The organism is Embleya sp. NPDC127516, from assembly GCF_044765325.1.
In the GTDB taxonomy this organism is placed as follows: Bacteria; Actinomycetota; Actinomycetes; order Streptomycetales; family Streptomycetaceae; genus Embleya.
This window is the reverse complement of the sequence record NZ_JBIWJT010000002.1, coordinates 77051-93196: the sequence shown is the minus strand read 5'-3', so window position 1 is coordinate 93196 and position 16146 is coordinate 77051. Positions and strand designations below refer to the sequence as shown.

At 71.2% G+C, this 16146-nt stretch carries 11 protein-coding genes and 5 tRNA genes; 10 read left to right on the top strand and 6 right to left on the bottom strand.

Annotated features, from left to right (window positions below; genetic code table 11):
• Positions 1-38: 38 nt before the first annotated feature.
• The 7 genes from ACIRL2_RS02995 (at position 39) to ACIRL2_RS02965 (ending at position 6631) form a co-directional block, all read left to right on the top strand.
• Positions 39-1937: an FAD/NAD(P)-binding protein gene (locus tag ACIRL2_RS02995; RefSeq protein WP_402229778.1), complete on the top strand. Its 1899-nt coding sequence runs from the start codon at positions 39-41 to the stop codon at positions 1935-1937.
• The gene (locus ACIRL2_RS02990) at positions 1934-2833 is read left to right on the top strand and encodes a glutathione S-transferase C-terminal domain-containing protein (protein WP_402229775.1); all 900 of its coding nucleotides are present in this window, start codon (positions 1934-1936) and stop codon (positions 2831-2833) included. The genes ACIRL2_RS02995 and ACIRL2_RS02990 overlap by 4 nt, the downstream gene beginning before the upstream one ends.
• A gap of 339 nt (positions 2834-3172) precedes the next feature.
• A tRNA-Cys gene (locus ACIRL2_RS02985) sits at positions 3173-3243 on the top strand.
• A gap of 90 nt (positions 3244-3333) precedes the next feature.
• Positions 3334-3404: transfer RNA gene (locus ACIRL2_RS02980), tRNA-Cys, on the top strand.
• Between the two features lie 76 nt (positions 3405-3480).
• A tRNA-Cys gene (locus ACIRL2_RS02975) sits at positions 3481-3551 on the top strand.
• 89 nt (positions 3552-3640) lie between these two features.
• Positions 3641-3711: transfer RNA gene (locus tag ACIRL2_RS02970), tRNA-Cys, on the top strand.
• A 475-nt stretch (positions 3712-4186) separates the two neighbouring features.
• The gene (locus ACIRL2_RS02965) at positions 4187-6631 is read left to right on the top strand and encodes an endonuclease/exonuclease/phosphatase family protein (protein ID WP_402229772.1); all 2445 of its coding nucleotides are present in this window, start codon (positions 4187-4189) and stop codon (positions 6629-6631) included.
• 98 nt (positions 6632-6729) lie between these two features.
• Here ACIRL2_RS02965 and ACIRL2_RS02960 read toward each other — a convergent pair whose 3' ends face one another.
• Positions 6730-8100 carry a M28 family peptidase gene (locus tag ACIRL2_RS02960; protein WP_402229769.1) on the bottom strand — a complete coding sequence of 457 codons (1371 nt, stop codon included), beginning with the start codon at positions 8098-8100 and terminating at the stop codon, positions 6730-6732.
• A gap of 406 nt (positions 8101-8506) precedes the next feature.
• Here ACIRL2_RS02960 and ACIRL2_RS02955 point away from each other — a divergent pair, with 406 nt between their 5' ends.
• Together ACIRL2_RS02955 and ACIRL2_RS02950 are read left to right on the top strand one after the other, a co-directional pair.
• Positions 8507-9865 (top strand): cytochrome P450, encoded by a 1359-nt coding sequence (locus tag ACIRL2_RS02955; protein WP_402229767.1) that lies wholly within the window; start codon positions 8507-8509, stop codon positions 9863-9865.
• 210 nt (positions 9866-10075) lie between these two features.
• Positions 10076-11335, top strand: coding sequence for an acyltransferase family protein (locus ACIRL2_RS02950; RefSeq protein WP_402229765.1), 1260 nt, complete (start codon positions 10076-10078; stop codon positions 11333-11335).
• A gap of 7 nt (positions 11336-11342) precedes the next feature.
• Here ACIRL2_RS02950 and ACIRL2_RS02945 read toward each other — a convergent pair whose 3' ends face one another.
• From ACIRL2_RS02945 to ACIRL2_RS02935, 3 genes are read right to left on the bottom strand one after another with little or no spacing between them, the layout of a single operon-like run.
• Entirely contained in the window at positions 11343-12263 is a 921-nt protein-coding gene (locus tag ACIRL2_RS02945; protein ID WP_395872982.1) for a DMT family transporter, read from the bottom strand.
• Positions 12264-12300: 37 nt separating this feature from the next.
• The gene (locus ACIRL2_RS02940; protein ID WP_402229763.1) at positions 12301-13341 is read right to left on the bottom strand and encodes a helix-turn-helix domain-containing protein; all 1041 of its coding nucleotides are present in this window, start codon (positions 13339-13341) and stop codon (positions 12301-12303) included.
• Complete coding sequence (locus tag ACIRL2_RS02935) at positions 13331-14293, bottom strand: hypothetical protein (protein ID WP_402229761.1); 963 nt, start codon at positions 14291-14293, stop codon at positions 13331-13333. The genes ACIRL2_RS02940 and ACIRL2_RS02935 overlap by 11 nt, the downstream gene beginning before the upstream one ends.
• 125 nt (positions 14294-14418) lie before the next feature.
• Between ACIRL2_RS02935 and ACIRL2_RS02930 the strand changes: the two genes are divergently transcribed.
• Positions 14419-14492, top strand: a tRNA-Pro gene (locus ACIRL2_RS02930).
• Positions 14493-14569: 77 nt separating this feature from the next.
• Here the strand turns inward: ACIRL2_RS02930 and xerC are convergent.
• Together xerC and ACIRL2_RS02920 are read right to left on the bottom strand one after the other, a co-directional pair.
• A complete protein-coding gene (gene xerC / locus ACIRL2_RS02925; RefSeq protein ID WP_402229759.1) occupies positions 14570-15736 on the bottom strand; it encodes a tyrosine recombinase XerC in 1167 nt (388 codons plus the stop codon).
• On the bottom strand, positions 15733-15945 hold the full coding sequence (locus tag ACIRL2_RS02920; protein WP_402229757.1) for a helix-turn-helix domain-containing protein: 213 nt from the start codon (positions 15943-15945) through the stop codon (positions 15733-15735). Before ACIRL2_RS02920 ends, xerC begins: the two co-directional genes overlap by 4 nt.
• Positions 15946-16146 lie beyond the last annotated feature (201 nt).

Below are 16146 nucleotides of genomic sequence, written 5' to 3'. Positions count from 1 at the left end.
TTCGCGTTCTCTTGCCACACCCCCACGAGGGGAGAGCCATGCCCGACCATCCGTCCGGCCGCCTCCGCCCCGTCGCCGTCTGCATAGTCGGCGCGGGTCCCGGCGGCACGTCCGTCCTCGAACGCCTGTTGGCCAATGTGCCCGAACTGCTCGGCGACCGCCCGCTGCACGTGCACGTCGTCGATCCCTACCCGCCGGGCGCGGGTCGGGTGTGGCGGCGGGCCCAGTCGCCGCTGCTCTGGGCGAACTCGCTGGCCTGCGACATCACGCTGTTCACCGACGAGGTGTCCACGATCGAGGGACCGATCCGGCCGGGGCCCTCGTTGGCCGAATGGGCCGCGGATCGCACCGAAGAGCTGCGCGAGGGTCGCGGCGCCGACGAACTGCGGCTGTTTGCCGCGGAGTTGGCCGCTTGCGGGCCGACCTCGTTCCCGTCCCGGCCGCTGCTCAGCGCCTATCTCGCGTGGTTCTTCCGGTCCACCGTCGAGGGGGCGCCGCCCAACGTGCGGGTGATCGTGCACCAGACGACGGTCGTGGACGTCACCGAGGGTCCGCGCCGGCAGTTGGTGCATCTGGCGGGGCGCCGGCCGCCGCTCCGGGTGGACGCGGTGATCCTGGCCCAGGGCCACCTGGACAGCGAGCCGACGCCACACGAGCGCGAGCAGATCGGGTTCGCCCGCCGGCACGGGCTCGCGTACCTGCCCACCGGGTACACCGCGGACCTGGATCTGGACGCGTTGCGCCCGGGCGAACCGGTATTGGTGCGGGGCATCGGGTTGGCGTTCGTGGACCTGATGGTGCGGCTCAGTCACGGCCGGGGCGGCACGTTCGAGCGGGACTCGGCCGGTGTGCTGCGCTATCGGGCGTCCGGGCGCGAGCCGTTGCTGCTCGCGGCGTCTCGGCGCGGGGTGCCCTACCGGTCCAAGACGGGTTATCCATGGACCGGGGAACGCCCGCCGCTGCCAAGGCACTTCACCGTGGAGGCGGCACGCGAGGCGGACGACCCCTGGCCGTTGATCGGCAAGGAGTTGGCCGGTGCGCACTACCACCGGTTGTTCACCGCGCACAGCGATCGCACCACGATGGAATGGGCCGAGTTCGACGCGGAGTTCACGGCGGCCGCCGATCCGAGCGAACTGATCGCGCGGGCGGTGCCGGATCCGGCCGACCGGTTCGACCAGGCGCGGCTGGATCGTCCGGTGCAGGGGCGGCGGTTCGCCGACGAGGGCGCGCTCCAGGAGTGGATGCACGCGCACATCGAGGCCGATCTGACCCGCCGGCACGATCCCGCGTACAGCCAGGATCTGGCCACGATACACGCGTTGTTGAGCGTGTACGGGGTGGTGCTGCGGCTTCAGGACGCGGGTGATCCGGTGCCGGACACGACCCGGCTGTTGGGTTTCTTCAGCTACCTGGCCAGCGGTCCGCCGGGGCCGCGCCTGGAGGAACTGCTCGCGTTGGCCCGGGCCGGGGTGATCCGCTTTCTCGGCGAGGACGTGGAGATAGCGGCGGACGAGGAGGCCGGCGATTGGCGGGCGGCGAGTCCGAGTCTGCCGCAGGCGCGGGTGCGCGCCCGCGCTCTGGTGGAGGCCCGGTTGCCGGAGCCCTCGCTCAAGCGCACCCGGGACGTGCTGCTGCGCCGGTTGGCCGCGCGCGGCGACGCGTCCACGGACTCGGCGGGACGGCTGTGCACCCGGGCCGGCGACCGCCGGGTGGTCAACGCGCGCGGCGACGCGCATCCCGGCCGGTTCGCCGTCGGGCACGGCGTATCGGGCGGTGCCGGGAGCGCGGGGTTCTCCCGGCCCCGCTTCGACGCGCCGGCGTTTCGGGTCAACGACGCGTTGGTCCGGGGCGTACTCAATCATCTGCGGGACGTCGATCCCGCCGCCGATCGCATTCCCGATCGGCTGGAACTCGTGACAGGAGCCACCCGGTGACAACTCAGCTCGGCTACGCGAGCCCCGTCGACGTCGACACGTACGGCCCGTACGCGGTCACCGACCCGCAGTACCCGTTCGCCGGTCGGATCGGCGATCCGCAATTCCCGGAGGAGATCGGCCGGTATCACCTGTACCTGTCGCACGGCTGCCCGTGGGCGCACATCGCGGCGATCGTGCGACATGCGCGCGGTCTCACCGACATCGTGAGCGCGTCGTATGTGGACGAGGAACGCGACTCCCGCGGCTGGGCGTTCCGGGAGCGGTTCGGCCCGGACCCGGTGAACGGGTTCACGCTGCTGCGGGAGGCGTACGAGGCGACCGAGCCCGGGTACGCGGGCCACATCTCGGTACCGACCCTGTGGGACCGGGAGAGCGGCCGGATCGTGGCGAACGCGTTCAACGCGATCCCGAACAACCTGGCCACGAGCTTCACCGCACTGGTCGGCGAGCAGGCACCGGACCTGTACCCGGAGGACCTGCGCGAGGCGATCGACCTCACCGACGCGGACTTCGCGACCGCCGCGCGCAAGGGCGGCCTGTGGACATCGGAGGAGGGCGAGACGATCCACACGCTGGAGCGCTCGGACGCGCATCTGGCCGACAGGCGCTACCTGTTCGGTGATCGGCTGACCATCTCGGACATCCGGTTCTGGGTGAAGCTGCTGCGGTTCACGCAGACCTACCGGGCGGCGATAGGCGCGGACGGCCGCACCCTGGTGGACTACCCCAACCTGTGGGCGTACGCGCGTGACCTGTACACCCGGCCGGAGTTCCGCGAGACCACCGATCTCGCGGTCCAGGCGGAGAACGCGCTGCGCCGGTTCCCGGATTCGCCGACCTCGCCGACCGCCGAGCACTGGGCGGCGCCGCACGATCGGGCGTCGCTGGGCTGACCGTCGACTCGCCGATCCGACGCGGGGTCGGGTCGGCGTCGGTCCTGCGGGATGCGCCGCACGTAGGGACGCGTGCGCGCGCTGGGGATCTCGGGGTGCGGGACCGGTTGGGGGGTGCCGCCGGGCGGAGGGGGTCTGCGGCGCATCCCCCGGGGGGCGGGCGATCCGGTGTCGAGGCTCACCGGATCGCCCGACACCGGGCGGTGGTTGGCGACCGATGATCTCGGGTCGGGTCGGCTCGGGTCGGGGGCCGGGTCAGGGGGCGGGTCAGGGGGGCGGGTCGGGTGTTCACCGACTGGCCGGATGGATGGATGGACCGACCGGGCTTCGGCCCGGCCGGGTGGAGTGGCCGAGAGGTTAGGCAACGGCCTGCAAAGCCGTTCACGCGGGTTCGAATCCCGTCTCCACCTCGAAGGACGAACGAAACGCGGACCGTCGGTCAGCGGCGCGCGGCGAAATGCCGTGCGTCACCGGGACGAGGGGACGCGGTGGTCGGATGCGATGGAGTGGCCGAGAGGCGAGGCAGCGGTCCGCAAAACCGTGCACGCGGGTTCGAATCCCGCCTCCATCTCGCAGGACGGACCGCCGGTCGCGTCGTGCGGAGCCGAGGGCTTCGTACGAGCGGCCGACGGGACGCGGTTGTACAGGGTGGAGTGGCCGAGAGGTTAGGCAACGGCCTGCAAAGCCGTTCACGCGGGTTCGAATCCCGTCTCCACCTCGAAGACGAACGAAACGCGGACCGTCGGTCAGCGGCGCGGGGCGAAATGCCTTGCGCCGCCCGGCCGACGGGACGCGGTGGTCGGATGTGATGGAGTGGCCGAGAGGCGAGGCAGCGGTCCGCAAAACCGTGCACGCGGGTTCGAATCCCGCCTCCATCTCCGATGTGGTGCACGGGACTTGGGGTCCCGTTGCGACCCGGGTGTGTGGGCCCTGTCGGGAGCTGTGGGGCGCTGCGTTCAGCGCAGGGCCGGTGTTCGCGCGGTTCCGTGTGGGCTTCGGCGCGGGGCCGGTGTTCGCGCGGCCCGTGGGGGGCGGCGCAGGACCGGTGTCCGCACGGTCCGTGGGGCGGCGACAAGGTCGGTACCGGGAACGACAAGGTCGGCCCGGAAACGACAAGGATGGGCCGCCGTCGGTGCGCCGGTGGGCGTGTGACGCGTGATGGGAAGAAGATTCGGGCTCCGGGTGAACCTTGGTCCCCTTCGGGTCGCCCAAAGGATGGACGCCGTTCACCCGGAGTCCCGAGAATGTCCCGAACCTGTCCCTTTCGCTTTTCGGAGGCCCTGGGTGACATTCCGTCAACAATCGTCTCGACGACGATCCGTGCCGAGTTCGCGGCGGCGACGGATCGGTGTCGTGGCCACGACCGTGGCCGGCGCCCTCGCCGGTGGCGCGCTCGTCATCGCGCCCGCTCCCGCCGTCGCGGCGCCCGCCGTGGACGTGCTGCTCGCCGAGGTGTACGGCGGCGGCGGCAACAGCGGCGCCAGTTTGACCAACGACTTCATCGAGTTGGGCAACAAGGGTTCGGCCGCGGTCGCGGTCGACGGTTGGAGCGTGCAGTACCTCCCGGCCGCGCCCAAGCCGACCTCGGCGTGGCAGGTCACCCCGCTGACCGGTGCGGTGGCACCCGGCGGCCGGTACCTGATCGGCGAGGCCAAGGGCGCCGGCGGCACGCTCGTGCTGCCCACGCCGGACGCGCAGGGCTCGATCAACATGTCCGGTACCGGCGGCACGGTCGCGCTGGTCCGCGGCACCACCGCGCTGACCTGCCTGACCGCGGTGGACTGTCTCGCCGACGCGCGCGTCGTGGACGTCGCGGGCTACGGCGATGCGGTGGTCCGCGAGGGTAATCCGGCGAGTGGCGCCTCCAACTCGGCCTCGGTGGCCCGTACTTCCGCGCTCGCGGACACCGACGACAACGGCGCGGACTTCGCGGCGGGCGCGCCGACGCCGCTCAACGCGCGTGGACAGGGTCCGACCGACCCCGGTGGTCCGGGCGAACCCGAGCCGACCGACGCGCGCATCCACGAAATCCAGGGCACCACCCGGGTGTCGCCGAAGAACGGCGCCCGGGTGACCAGTGTTCCGGGTGTGGTGACCGGTGTGCGGACCTTCGGCAGCGCGCGTGGCTTCTGGTTCCAGGACATCCGACCGGACGATGATCCCCGCACGTCCGAGGGGCTGTTCGTGTTCACCGGTACGGTCACCCCGCAGGTGGCGGTCGGCGACGCGGTCAAGGTGACCGGCAAGGTCGAGGAGTTCTACCCGGGCGGCATCGGCATCGGCGGCCAGTCGCTGACCCAACTCACCGGCGCGACCTGGGTGATCGACGCGTCCGGCCAGGCGTTGCCCGCGCCGGTCACGCTCGACGCGGCGACCCTGCCGGACGCGTACGTGCCCACCGGGACACCGTCGATCGAGGCGCTCGCGCTGGAGCCGTCGAAGTACGCGCTGGACCTGTACGAGTCGCTCGAAGGCCAGTTGACGCGCGTAGGCGAATCGCGTGTGGTCGGTCCGAGCACCTCGTTCGGCGAGTTGTGGGTCACCCTGGAGCCGACGCAGAACGCGACCGCGCAGGGCGGCACGCTGTACGCCGGGTACGACGCGCAGAACGGCGGCCGGCTCAAGGTCTCCTCGCTGATCCCGTTCTCCCAGGAGCCGTTCCCGCAGGCGAACGTCGGTGACACGCTCACCGGCACGACCACGGGACCGCTGACGTACGACAACTTCGGCGGGTACGCGCTGGCCTCGACCACCCTGGGCAAGGTTGTCAAGGGCGCGCTGACGCCGGAGACCACGCGGGACCAGAAGAACACCGAACTCGCGGTCGCCACGTACAACGTGGAGAACCTCTCCCCCAAGGACGCCCAGGCCAAGTTCGACCGGCTCGCGAAGGGCATCGTCACCAACCTGTCCACGCCGGACGTGGTTGCCCTGGAGGAGATCCAGGACAACAGCGGACCGACCAACGACGGTGTGGTCGCGGCCGATCAGACTCTGGACAAGCTGGTCGCGGCGATCAAGGCGGCGGGTGGCCCCACCTATTCGTGGCGCTCGATCGAGCCGGTCGACGGCAAGGACGGCGGTCAGCCGGGCGGCAACATCCGCAACGCGTTCCTGTTCGACGCTACGCGCGTCGAGTTCGTGGACCGTCCCGGCGGCGGCCCCACCAGCGCGGTGGGCGTGCGCAAGGACTGGCTGGGGCGTACCCAGTTGACCCAGTCACCCGGTCGGGTCTCCCCCGCGGACCCGGCGTGGGAGAACAGCCGCAAGCCGCTCGCGGCGGAGTTCCGCTTCCGCGGCAAGACGGTGTTCGTGATCGCGAACCACTTCGCCTCCAAGGGCGGCGACCAGGCGCTGGACAGCCGGTTCCAGCCGCCGACGCGCAGTTCGGAGGTCCAGCGGGTGGCGCAGGCGAAGGTGCTGCGCGGTTTCGTGGACGAGTTGTCGAAATCCGACCCGAGGGCGAACCTGGTGGTGCTCGGCGACCTGAACGACTTCGCGTTCTCGCCGACGCTCAAGACGCTCACCGACGGCGGCGCGCTGCGCACGATGGTCGACACGCTGCCCGCGAACGAGCGCTGGGGATACGTGTTCAACGGCAACAGCCAGATGCTCGACCACATCCTGACCAGCCCTCGGCTCACCCGGTTCGAGTACGACATCGTGCACGTGAACGCGGCGTTCGCGGACCAGGCGAGCGATCACGATCCGCAGGTGCTGCGCGTGCACCCGAGCACGGGCAACGACTTCCTGGATTGCCTGGAGCGGTTGTGGGAGGAGTTGTTCGAGCGGTCCTGAGTCGGGTGTGACCCGCGATCCGAGAGTTGACGCAAGGTCACCTCGCGCCCGGTGCCGTGTTCGGCGCCGGGCGCGAGGGTTGGGGGGCCGCGCGTGGGCTATGCGGCCGGGGTGGGTGGGTCGGTGGGAGCCGGTGGGTGGGTGCGGGTCGGCGACTCGGAGCGGGCCGATGGGTCGGTGCGGGCCGGTGGGTGGGTGCGGGTCGGCGACTCGGAGCGGGCCGATGGGTCGGTGCGGGCCGGTGGGTGGGTGCGGGTCGGCGACTCGGAGCGGGCCGATGGGTCGGTGCGGGTTGGCGGGTCGGCCGGGGTGGGAACTTCGTTCGCGGACAAGGCTCGTGCGGCGGCTTCGGTGAGTGCGCAGGCGTCCGCGACACAGTCGTAGTCGACGTGTTCGGGCAGGTCGGTGTGCAGGTGGTAGTGCGGGATCAGCTTCTGATCGTCGATCGAGACCAGGGTCGCCGTCGGGTAGCCGTGGCGGTTGGGCACCACGCCGTCGGTGGAACTGCGCGAGCGCAGGCCGGTCAGCACCGCGATGTCGTTGCGGGTGGCGCACTCGGAGAGCAGGTTGTTGAAGGGGACGTCGTACGGCTCCATCCGCAACGGGCCTTCGGCCTCCAGCAGGACGAGGTTGCCCGAGCCGACGGTGTCCACGTTCAGGAACCATGTGCGCTCGCGGTCGAGTTCGGGGAAGTGCCGACGCGCGAATCCGCGGATGCCCTCCTGAAGCGCCTCCTCGGCACCGGCCGAGACGAGCAACACCCGTACGCCGTGGACAGGTTGATCGCGCAGCGTGGCGGCGAGCGCGACCAGTACGGCGACCCCGGACAGGTTGTCGTTGGCGCCGGGGACCGCGCGGCTGCGGCCGATCTGGGTGAACGCGGCGGTACTGACCGCGGCGAGGCCGATGCCGGCTCGGCGTACGCCACGAAGCCCGGTGGCCGCGCCGAGCGCGATCAGCGCGGGGCCCGCGACCACCGGCCACCACATCGGCGGATTCTCGCGCGCCTTGTCCAGCAGTTGCGGGTAGCGGGTGGCGACCCATCGCGCGGCCCGCTCGTCGAACACCGCGCCCGTGGGCGCCGCGTCGTGGTGTGCGGTCACCACGAGGGTGCGCGGCGCGTCCGGGTCGCCGACGGAGGCGACCACATTGTAGGCGCTGCGCGGTCGGCCGCCGAGGGCGCGGCGCGCGTACTGGCCGCGGTAGGAGATGTCGTCGGCGATGCCGAGTGTGGCGGCGCCGGCGACCAGCGTCGCGGCCACGCGGGAACGCTTCGCGAGCAGGCCGGCGACGGCGGCGAGGGCGGTGAGGGTGCCGATCGGGCGCGCGTACGACGCGTACGCGGGCTCCTCCTCCACCACCGCGTCGCGCGCCCCGAGTTCACGCAGCAGCCCGGCTATCCGATGCGCGGCCTCGCGCTCGCCGGACGACGTGGGCAGACGCTCGATCTTGGCCAACGGCTCTATCACGGCTCGCAGTTCGGCTTCGGAGGGTCGGCGCGCCCGGCTCCTCGTGCCGTTCCCCCGACGCGAATCGTTTCCCTCACGGCTCGTCATCCCGCCACGATGCCACGGCCGGGCGGGTCGTGTCCGCCCCGAGGGGGACCTTTGTTACTCGCGAGTCGGCTCGGGTGCGGGGCGTGCGTTGCGTTGCGTTGCGCCTGGCGCGATGCGGTGCGGGGCGGCCCGATGCGGCGCGCGCGGCGCAGTGCGATGCGTGCGGTGCCACCACTCGATGGTGGAGCCCATAGGTCCGCTCCACCACCTGGGCTATTCATGTGACTTATCAATTTCGTTCATAAATATCCCGCTCATTACGCTTCGTTCCGTCGGTGACGGCATGTCGGGCCGCCATCTCCCGATGGTTCGGAGATTCATGACCTTGCAAGAAGCGGAAGCGTTGTCCGCGCCCTGGTCGCGCGCGCCGTCCCTGTCCTGCCCGGCGGTGCCCGCGCAGGGCTTCGCCGAGCGGTACGCGGCGCCCGCGGCGCGGCCCGGTGTGATGGCGGTGCGGCTGGCCGGCGGGCTGCCGGCGTGGGCGGTGACCGGGCACGCGGCCGCGCAGGCCATGCTCACGGATCCGCGACTGGTCAACGACATGACCGTGGTGGATGCCCTCTCCGCGAGTACACCGCATGGGCTGCCGCGCACCCGCTACCCCGAGAGCTTCCTGTCCACCGAGCCCCAACTCCTGGCGCGCGACGGTGCCGAGCACCGCCGTATGCGCCGGATCGTGAGCCCCTACTTCCAGACCGCCCAGGCCGGGCTGGTCGAGGCGGAACTCGAGTCCTGTACCGCGGACTTGGTCGATGCCCTGGCCCGTCGGCCGCAGGGCGACCTGGTCGCCGACCTCGCGATCCCGCTGGCCGCCGCGGGTGTCGCCTCGATGTTCGGCATCACCCCCGACCGGGCGACGGCAGTCGTACGCGCCACCATGGCCGCGGGTCTGGCCGGCCACCCCGACGCCCCGCACGGCCGCGCCGCGGGTCAGGCCTTCGTACTGCGGGTCCTGCAGATCGTGGCCACCGCCCGCAGGAAACGCCAGGACAATGCCGCCCGGGCACTGCTGACCGCCCACGGCGACGGGCGTCTGACCGGCCCGCAGACGGCCGCGATGGTGGGACTGCTGCTCGTCGGCATGGTGGAATCGCTCACCACCGTCATCCCCACTGCGGCCCTGATCGCGATGCAGCGCCCCGAGGTGCGGGCCGCGCTGCGGTCCGGCGACGCCGTACGCGTCGACGCCGTGGTGGAGGAACTGCTGCGCTTGTCCACCCCGTTCCACCACAGCGCCTGGCGCATGGCCAGTGAGCCGCTGGTCCTGGAGGGGACGCCCATCCGGGCCGGCGACGTGGTGGTGGCGTCCTTCCTGCACACCAACCTCGACGAGCGGCGCTGGCCGCGGCCCACCGAGGTCCGACTCGACCGCCCGACGCCCCGCGGCCACCTCTCGTTCGGGCACGGCGCGCACTACTGCCTCGGCGCCGCCCGGGGCCGCGCGCAGACCCGCATCGCGCTGACCGGGCTGTTCACCCGCCTGCCCCTGCTCACCCCGGCCGCCGACCCGGCCGGCCTGTCCTGGCACGGGGGCGGTCTGCGCCACCTGCACAGCCTGCCGGTGCACACGACCGGCGATCCGGCGGGACCGGTCGGACCGGTCGGACCGGTCGGACCGGTCGGAGCGGTCGGAGCGGCCGGAGCGGCCGGAGCGGCCGGACCGGGGGACGCCGGGTGAACACCGCCGGGAAGCCGTACGTCACCGGCGCTCTCCCGGCCGGAACCGCCGCCCGGGGCTTCGGTTGGCGCACCCGGCACACCCGGCACACCCGGCACACGTGAGATCTCCCTCTGGTGCCCTTCCCACCGAGACCCGGGCGCCGTCCGCACGCCCGAGCAGCACTCACCCGGAGCGCCGGCGGCCCCGGCCAAGGAAAAGAGCCGGCCGATGTCCGACCCCGACACAATCCTCCCCGCACGTCTTCCCTCGCTGACCAGCCTGCGGTTCGTCCTCGCGCTCACCGTGGTGCTGTGTCACCTGACCCTCATCTCGGGCATCTTCGATGTGGGGCCGGACAGCCCGCTGGCGGTGATGGAGCCGATCGCCACCGGCTCGGTCAGCGGCTTCTTCGTGCTGTCGGGATTCGTCCTGACCTGGGCGCACACCCCGGGAGAGTCACGGAGGGCGTTCTGGCGCAGGCGCCTGTGGAAGATCGTCCCCAATCACGTCATCGGCTGGGCCCTGGCCGTAGCCTTCTTCGCCGTCATCACCGCCACGCCGGCCACCGTGCTGGCCGACGGCGACAGTATCGGCGCCGCGGTGGCGGGCCTGTTCCTGCTGCAAAGCTGGATCCCGGACCCGGACTTCTTCTTCAGCTTCAACGCCCCGGCCTGGTCGATCTCCTGCGAGGCGTTCTTCTACGCCCTCTTCCCCGCGCTCCTCACCGCCGCGTCGAGGATTCCCACCCGGCGACTGACCGCCTGCTGGGCGGCGCTGGCCGCGGCCACGCTGCTGATGCCGATGATCTCCACCCTCGTCCCGGGGCCACCCCTGTACGACTGGCTGCCCATCAACGCGACCAGCCTCTGGTTCGTCTACCTCTGCCCGCCGGTGCGGCTCACGGAGTTCGCCCTCGGAATCCTCACCGCCCGCCTCATCCGAACCGGCCGCTGGCCCCACCTGAACCGGGCGCAGGTCGCCGCCCCCGCGGTGGTCGTCTTCGTGGCGGTGGCCTACCTCCCCGCCCAGTACGCCCTCGGCATGGCCATGGCCGCCCCGCTCGCCCTGATCATCGCCGCCCTCACCCAGGCCGACCTCCAGGGCCGCACCCGGGTCATGCGCCATCCGTACCTGATCGCGCTGGGCGAGGCGTCCTTCGCCCTCTACATGACCCACTACCCACTCATACTGACGATCCGCCACATGCTCGGCGTCGAGAAAACCTTCACCCCGCTACCCGGCACCCTGATCGTCACGACCTTGACCGCAGCCTCCATCGCGCTGTCCCTGGTGGTCTACCGCTACTACGAACTCCCCCTCATACAGCGCTGGTCCCGCCCCCGCCCCCGCCGCCCGGCTCCCGCCGCCTCCGCCCGGGTTGCCGAAACCCCGCCCCGAGTCCTCACTCCCCGTCCCCCCACCACCGCACCGATCCATCAACCCGCCGACCCGACCGAACGGGACCCGCTCGACCGGGCGCCCACGTGAGGACCGCCTAGCAGCGCTCGGAGGCGTCCACCGCTCCCGGCAACTCCGGGGCGTCCTCCGTCGCCGCGACCGGCGTCGCGTTCTTGCGGGTCGCCAGCACCGCCCCGCCCAGGATCAGCACGAACGACGCCCCGATCGCCACCGTGAACTTCTCGTTCAGGATCAACACGCCGGCCGCCACCGCGACCGCCGGGTTGACGTACGTGATCACCGTGGCCCGCGCCGCACCCACCTCGCGCACCAGCTCGAAGAAGATCACCATCGCGATCGCGGTGCACACGAGCGCCAGCACCCCCATCGCCCCGAGCGCCTTGCCGCCCGGCACGTGGGCGGGCCACTGCGCGGCGGCGAGCGGTATGTACACCAGCGCGGTGAAGCCCAGGCAGACCACCGTCATCGGCAGGCTCGGCACCTCCTTGAGCCTGCGCTCGGCCACCAGCGCCGCACCGGCGTAGCACAGCGCGGTCGCGAGCACCTCGACCGCCGCCCACGGGTCCCCGCCGCCGAGCGTCGGCCCGGCCAGCACCGCGACCCCGCCGAACCCGATCGCCAGCCCGATCCAGCGCACCGCCCCCATGCGCTCGGTGCCACCGGTCAGGTACACGAGCACCGCGCCGAAGATCGGCACCGACGCGATCAGCAGCCCGGTCGTCGAACTGGACAGCCGCCGCTCGGCGTCCGAGAGCAGCCACCAGGGCCCGACGAACTCGGTCACCGCGAAGACGAGGAGCGGCCACTTGTACGGGGTGAGCCCGCGCAGCCCCGTGCCGCGCAACGCGAACGGCAACAGCAGCAGGGCCCCGAGCCCGGTACGCACGAACACCAGCACGCCCGGCGAGACCTCGTCCACCGCGACCTTGATCAGCAGGTACGGGATCCCCCAGATCACGCACATGCACGCGAACAACAACGCTCCACGACGACTCACGGCCGTGTCCCCTCAATCTCTGGATCGAAGAGGATGATCAACCACGCGGGGCCGATCGGTCTAGAACGTTGTTGCGCAGCACGCTGCTGCGGTAGCCGGCCGGGGTGACACCCAGTACCCGCCGAAACCATCGCCCCAGGTGTGCCTGATCGGCGAACCCGACCGCGAGCGCCGCCCGGGCGGGCGTCATCCCCTGGGCGAGCAGCGCCTGGGCGCGGGCGACCCGGTGCTGGGCGAGCCAGGCGTACGGGGGCAGCCCGACCACGTCGCGGAACGCGCGCAGGGTCTGGTAGCGGGACAGTCCGATCCCGGCCGACAGCTCGCTCAGCGAAGGGGGCCGGACGAGTTCGTCGGCGAGCCGCTCGCGGACCGCGCGGGCCACCCGGGCGGCGTCCGGCGAGCCACACCGATCGGCCCGGGAATGTACCGCGTGCCGCCCGACGAGCGCGCGCAGCACCTCCACGACCCGGGTCTCGCCCTCGAACGCGTCGCCGCCGGCGGTCAGGTGCGTGTGTACGGCGACCAGTTCGGCGGCGAGCGCCGGGTCGGCCACGAGCAGCGACGGGAAGTGCGGGGCGGGGCCGGGCAGGTCCTCGCCGACCAGCGCGGCCGAGGGGTAGAAGACCCGGTAGGCGTACCCCTCCGGGATGCCCGGGCCGCCGGTGTGCGTCTCATGCGGTTCGGCGACCACGATCGTCCCGGGTCCGGACCGGTGCACCGCGCCGCGATAGTTGATCTGCTCGACCCCCTCGACGCACACCCCGATCGCGTACTCCTCGTGCGCGTGCGGCGCGTATCGGTGCCGCCGAAATCGCGCGGTCATCAGGTCGAGCGGCGTGTCCTCGACCCCGTACACGCGCGTCCACACCGCGGACTCGCCACCTCGGCCGCCTCGGCCGCCTCCGCCGCCTGCGCCGCCTCGGCCGGCGAGGCCGTCGCCCGGGGCGCCCGGGGCGTCCGCGAGCCCGCCGCCCCCGCCGACGAAGTCGTTGCCGGGGGCGTCCCCAGGGCCGCCCCCGGCGGCGAAGTCGTCGCCCGCAGCGCCCCCGGGCCTGCCCGGTCCCACGTCACCACTCATGTCGATTCGCTCTCAAGTACCCGTGCACGGGCCGCCCCGGCACGATCGGCTCGAACCACTCCTCCGGCCCGGGATCCGACAACCGCAGCTCGACCGACTCCGGATCGTCCGACGCCGCGTCACTGAACGTCACGAACGCCGCCTCGACGTCGTCGTCGTACAACCCGTGCCGCTCCAACAGCGACGCCGCCTGATCCACCAACAACCGCAACGCCATCTCCTCCGCGAAGCACGCCGGCGGCGCCCAGTCGGTCCCACCGAGACGCCCGGTGACGGTCACGGCGGCCACCACGAACCGCCGGACGAACCCCTCCTCCAACAGTGGCAACGCGTCCAGCACGAAAAACGAGGCCCCGTCCGCCTCACGAAGATTCACCAGATCCGTGAACAGCAGATCCACCAGCACCCCGACCGAGCTCGCCACCGCCCCCGCCGCAAGCCGGGCCTTCTCCTCCGGCACATCCGGCTGCGCGGTGTCCGGCTCACACCCGAAGGCGTCCAACCCGAAGGCCCGTACCCCCGCCGCCTGCCGCTCGATCCGCAGCCGCTCCTCCGGCATCGGCCGGCGCGCCCGCAACGCCGGATCCCCCGCCGGCGCGTCCGGCCCGTCGGCGGCCATCAAGCTCTCGTACACCAACTCCTCGTGCAACTGCACCTCACTGCGCACCACCCGCCAATCCGCGAGCAGCACACTGGCCTCCAACACCGCCAACACGATCTGCCGAGCGGTGCGCTCGGCCGCCTCCAACGTCGGCGCGTCCACCGACAACAACACCGCGGCCCCATCCGACCGAGGCGTGACCCGATAGTCCACCAGGTCCACCCCGACCCCGTCCGCCTCCTCGAACCCCTCCACGGACTCGAGCCCATCACTCAGCAACGCCCCGACCCCGAGCCGCTGGAGTTCATCCAGATCGGGATAGGTCTCGAGCGGCACGACATCGACATTCACCGGGTAAGCCACCCCAAGATCTTCCCGTGCCCACCCCCCTCCCCACGCCCGACACCACCGAACAACCACGTGGCGGACCACCCCCCAAAGTGCGATATGGTTTCCGTGTTCGGCCAGCCGAACACCGGGACGTGGCGCAGCTTGGTAGCGCACTTGACTGGGGGTCAAGGGGTCGCAGGTTCAAATCCTGTCGTCCCGACGGTGTTCATGCAGCTCAGGGTCGGTATCTCGCGAGAGATACCGACCCTGACTCGTTCTGCGTGACTAACTGCGTGACTACGGCTCCTGAGTGATCTTAAAGATGCCGTCCATGGCCACTGCACCGGTCTGAATCACGGGGCGAATCTGCTTCCGGTAGACCTTCTCGGTAATCGCGGTTCCGGAATGCCCAACCAACCGAGAGATCTCCTCGATCGGGACTCCGTTGTCGGAGAGCAACGACACGAAGCTGTGCCGCATCTCGCGTGGCGTCCACTCGGCGGCATCCACGCCGTCCACGTCCTTGAGGGACTGCCGGAAGGCCCGCCGCACGTTGCTGGAGTCGAGCTCCTTGCCCACGGCGGACGCGAACACGAGACCGTTCTCCTCCCACTTGTCACCCGCGGCCAGTCGATCCCAGCCCTGGTCTTCCCAGTGCTGCCAGAGAACGTCCACGCACCGCTGCGGAAGCGCGATGGTCCGCCGTGACTTCCTGGTCTTCGTCTCTCCTCCGGCACGGACCGACCGCCACACCGCGATGTACGGCGGGACGGGCGGGCTCGCGTCCGGGTCCCCTCGCAGGAACACGTGATCCCACGTCAAGGGCCGCAGTTCCTCCGTACGCGCTCCGGTGAGCAGCGCCACCACGACGTACGCGTGCATCGTGGTGTCCGCCGCAGCGCGCAGCACCCCTTCGGCCTGGGCGAGCGTCAACGCCTTGGACGGGCGCCCCGCCCGACCTGCGGGGACCGAGCACAGCTCAATCACGTTGCGCTTGACCTTGTCGCGGGCCATCGCCCGCTTGACCGAGCGGTTGAGGCACTCGTGGATGCCGCGCAGGGAACGCGTACTGAGCGTCTTCGCCTTCTCCGCAAGCCACTTGTCCACGTGCTCCGCGCGCAGGTCGCGAAGCTTCTGGGCACCAAGCGACGGGACGACGTGTACGCGCCCGAGGGACGACCAGAAGTCCAACGTGGCCTTATCCCGTCCGGCCAAACCGAACAGGAGCCAATCGTCCACGGCGTCCTTGACCGTGTAGTTCGAAGGGGCGATGGCCACCCCGTCTTCGAAGTCGCGAAGGACTTCCTTGAGCTTGTTCTTGGCTTCGGTCTTCGTCTTGCCGCTCCCTCGCTTCACGAGGCGCTTCCCGCTCGGGTCGTAGCCGAGACTCGCGGTGGCAATCCAGCGTTGACGCTTCTCGTCCCAGTGGAGACCACCGTCTCCCCTGCTGCGGCGCTTGGTCACTTGGCGCTTCCCGCCTCGCGCTCGAGGAGCGCGGCGTATTCGGCGATGGCGGTCGCCGGAACCAGCCGGGCGCGGCCTTCCTTGACGGTGCGCAGTCGGCCGGTTCGGATCAGGTCGTAGATGACCGTCCGGCTCAATCGAAGGATGGGCACGACTTCAAGCACGCGGTAGTGCACGGGCTCGGGTCCGAGCGAAGTGAGAGTAGACATGGCGACTCCATGGTCGGGCGACGGTCGGAGTGATCAATGCCGTTGCTGTGTCCGGAGGCTCGGGGGCGACATGGCGCACGCGCCCCCTCCCCTCCAGGTCCGCTACATCCGCTACATCCGCTACAGCGCAGGTCAGGGCCCTGTTCTCTGTAGCGGATGTGCGCGATGTAGCGGCAACATCCGCTACACCCGCCCGGTTGG